We start from the raw sequence: 2,466 nt of genomic DNA, 5'->3' as shown, positions 1-2,466 counted from the left end.
TTCCAAGTCGGTACGCTCCGTTCATTTGAGCGGAGCGCCTATGGCCAACAGGAGGTTCGAATTGTTTGAGTATCGTCATATCCTTGTGCGCATGCGACGCGGTGATTCCGACCGCGACATCGCGCGGCGACGCCTGATGGGCCGAGCCAAGCTTGCAGCACTACGGCAGGAAGCCCAGTCGCGAGGCTGGCTCGATCCGGCGCAGCCCATGCCGGAAGACCCCGAGATCGCCAGCGTCCTCAACAGCGTTCCGAGACAGGTGCCACGCAGTAGCGTCTCGACGGTGGAGCCGTACCGCGAGCAGGTTCGCGAGTGGCTCGCCGCCGGCGTCCAGGGCACCACAATCCATGCAGCCCTTCAGCGCAATCACGGCTATACCGGCAGTTACGATGCCGTGAAGCGCATGCTGCGCCGTCTGGCGGCAGAACGCGTCGTCAAGGCAACGACGATCCTCGAGTTCGCGCCCGCCGAAGCCGCCCAGGTTGATTTCGGCGCCGGCCCCGTGCTTACGCACGAGTCCGGGACAGCGCTCAAGACGTGGATCTTCGTGATGACCCTGTGCTGGTCCCGGCACCAGTATGCCGAAGTCGTCCTGGACCAGACCGTCGAGACGTGGCTGGCCTGTCATCGCCGTGCCTTCGAATGGTTCGGGGGCTGTCCTTCCCGGGTGACGATCGACAACGCCAAGTGCGCGATCATCCGGCACTGCCTGCACAGTCCTGAGGTTCAGCGCTCCTACGCGGGGCTCGCCGAAGCATACGGTTTCCGCATCGACCCATGTCCGCCGCACGACCCGGCCAAGAAGGGAATCGTTGAATCCGGAGTCAAGTACGTCAAGAAGTCCTTCGTACCACTACGCGAGTTCCGCGATTTGGCCGACGCGAACCGGCAGTTGCGCGAGTGGATCATGCAGCACGCCGGCGTGCGCGATCACGGCACCACACACGAGCAACCGCTCACGCGTTTCGCGATCGAGCGGCCGCTGCTCACACGCCTGCCCGATGTGCCGCCGGTACTGGCCGTATGGTCTGAGGTCAAGGTGCATACGGACGGGCACGTCGTCTACAAGAAGGCTCTGTACTCGGTGCCCTTCACGCTGGTGGGCAAGCAGCTATGGCTCAAGGCCACCGACACGGTCGTGCAGGCGTTCCACCGGCACGAGCTCGTCGCCACTCATCCGAGGCTACGCAAACCCGGCGACCGCCATACCGTGCGCGATCATCAGCCGCCCGAAGCGCAAGCGTGGCTCGAGCACGATCCCCAGTGGTGCCTCGCGCGCGCGAAGGATATCGGCCCGGCCTGCCACGCCGTCATCCTCGCGATGTTCAACAACACGGTGCTTGAGAACCTGCGCGGCGCCCAAGGCATCGTGCGGCTGCGCGAGAAGGTCGGCGATGCACGGCTGAACGCTGCGTGCGAGCGCGCGCTCGCGTTCTCCAGCCCCCAGTATCGCACCATCAAGACGATCCTCGACAAGGGACTCGACAGCGAGGCGGCGGCATCATCCACGACTACGGCGCCCACTGATACCTACCTGAACGGTGGCCGCTTCGGCCGCGACCTTCAATCCCTTCTGATCCATTGAGCCGACCATGAATCCGAGTCCCGAACTAAACACCATCCTCAAGCAGCTGCGCCTCTCGGGCATCCTCGACTCGATCGAACAGCGAAACCGTGAAGCCATTGACGGGCAGCTTGCCTACACCGAGTTCCTCGCCATGCTGCTGCACGACGAAATCGCGCGGCGCGACACGAAGAAGCTGGGCGTACGGCTTGCCCGCGCCGGCTTCGCGATGGGCAAGACGCTCGAGACGTTCAACTTCGATCTGGTGCCCAAGCTGAATCGAACCTACATCCACGATCTGGCCACCGGCCGCTACATCGACGAGAAGGTCTGCGTTCTACTGGTCGGCGGAACAGGCGTCGGCAAATCCCATCTGGCGCAGGCACTGGGTCACTGCGCGGCCAGGCAGGGGCGTGACGTGCTGTTCATCTCGCAGACGGATCTGCTCAAGAAGCTGCACGCGGCCCGCGCCACGGGCTTGTACGAGCGCAAGTTCCAGCAGTTCGTGCGCGTGCCACTGCTCATCATCGACGACTTCGCTGTCAAACCGCTACACCCACCCCACGACGAAGACTTCCACGATCTGATCGCCGCCAGGTACGAGCGGGCGGCTTCTATCGTCACGTCAAATCTAGATCTAAGCGAATGGGGAGACGCGTTCCCCGACAACCGCATCCTGGGCGCCGCGACGCTGGACCGGCTACGCCACGGCGCCTATCGCGTCGTGATCGAAGGCGAGAGCTTCCGCAAACCCAAACCGATGCCAGGAAACAGTGAAAACGCGGTTGCCAAACCGGGCAAAAAACCGCATTCTTGAGCCCGTTCGAATCTGCGCTTTATCCCCGTTTCTGCTGGCTCCATTACGCCGCCCATCCCCGGCTCGATTACGCCGCCCCGTGACA

At 63.5% G+C, this 2,466-nt stretch carries 2 protein-coding genes; both read left to right on the top strand.

The window, feature by feature from the left end; translation table 11 throughout:
- Positions 1–61: 61 nt before the first annotated feature.
- A complete protein-coding gene (gene istA, locus AB4Y42_RS43740; protein ID WP_368697820.1) occupies positions 62–1,585 on the top strand; it encodes an IS21 family transposase in 1,524 nt (507 codons plus the stop codon).
- A gap of 7 nt (positions 1,586–1,592) precedes the next feature.
- Positions 1,593–2,381, top strand: a complete 789-nt coding sequence (gene istB / locus AB4Y42_RS43735; protein WP_368697819.1) for an IS21-like element helper ATPase IstB — start codon at positions 1,593–1,595, stop codon at positions 2,379–2,381.
- Positions 2,382–2,466 lie beyond the last annotated feature (85 nt).

Origin of the sequence: Paraburkholderia sp. EG286B, from assembly GCF_040965655.1 — a bacterium.
Taxonomy (GTDB): domain Bacteria; phylum Pseudomonadota; class Gammaproteobacteria; order Burkholderiales; family Burkholderiaceae; genus Paraburkholderia.
This window is presented reverse-complemented; position numbering and strand designations above follow the sequence as displayed.